Annotated in this window: 1 protein-coding gene; it reads right to left on the reverse strand. The window is 38.6% G+C overall.

The window, feature by feature from the left end:
* Window positions 1-911: transposase (locus PL8927_RS27695; protein WP_197047595.1), on the reverse strand; the 911-nt coding region annotated here is incomplete at its 3' end.
* Window positions 912-1031: the final 120 nt, after the last annotated feature.

Below are 1031 nucleotides of genomic sequence, written 5' to 3' on the forward strand. Positions count from 1 at the left end.
ATTCTAATTCCTCTGTCTTTACACCAAGCTCGGTTGTCTCTAGTCCGGTAAATTTTATCTACATGGACTGATTCAGGATAATGCCCCGTGTATTCTTTAAAAGCCTCTATTTGTGTTTTTAAATCACAGGATTCGTTAAAATTATCCCAACTAATCCGGTCAAGAAATACATATTCATCCAGACAACTCGCCGACAATTTAGCACCAAATTCTACTGACGTTCCGGCTTTACCTCGCACAATCGGACGAATATGAGGTTGGCTCAAACTGACGATTCTATCGGAAATACTCTGTTTGTTATTATCAAACATCCATTGCTGTTGACGGTAAACTTCTGATATTACTAATAAACTCTTATATTGCTTGTTATTTAAGCAATCTAGCGTTGCTCCATTGGCGATTATTTGGTCTATATGTCCTAAGTTTCGTTTAATATATTGCAATTGTTTTTTAACTGCTTTTCGTCTTTTTTTTCGCGAAGGTCGGCGTTGTTTGGCTACTTCTAGGTAGTCTTTTCTCGCTTTTTTTCTATAAGTTCTGGGTTTCTTCTCTGATTTATCGTGACGCTTTTTATGCAAACTATCAATGATTTTTTCTGTCTGTTCTCTATTCCTGTATTCTGACAACCCAATAAAATACTGCAAGTAGGGATTTTCTTTGATTTGTTCTACTGTCTCTCTATCACTTATCCCTAATTTTTCTTTAATGATTAAGGCTCCTAATGCCATTCTGAATGTTTTGGCTGGTGCTCCCATAACCGAAGAGAATAATTCTGCATATTCCGCTTCAAATTCTTCCCACGGTATCCATTGGGCCATGATTACCCAGCGATTCTCTTCTGAGAGTTTTCCCTCAAATGGCAGTTTGAATTCTTCTGCTGGTGTCCTTGGTTGTTCGTCTTTACGGTACATTTTCCCCGACTCCTGCAAGGTTTTTGGGCTATTTTACACCCATTCCTTGCACCTGATTCATTTTTTCTTGTCTTCTCCTCCCCCTGTTCTGGCTTTTCCCCTTTTTTCAGCAAGCCCTAA

The organism is Planktothrix serta PCC 8927 (assembly GCF_900010725.2).
Taxonomy (GTDB): Bacteria; Cyanobacteriota; Cyanobacteriia; order Cyanobacteriales; family Microcoleaceae; genus Planktothrix; species Planktothrix serta.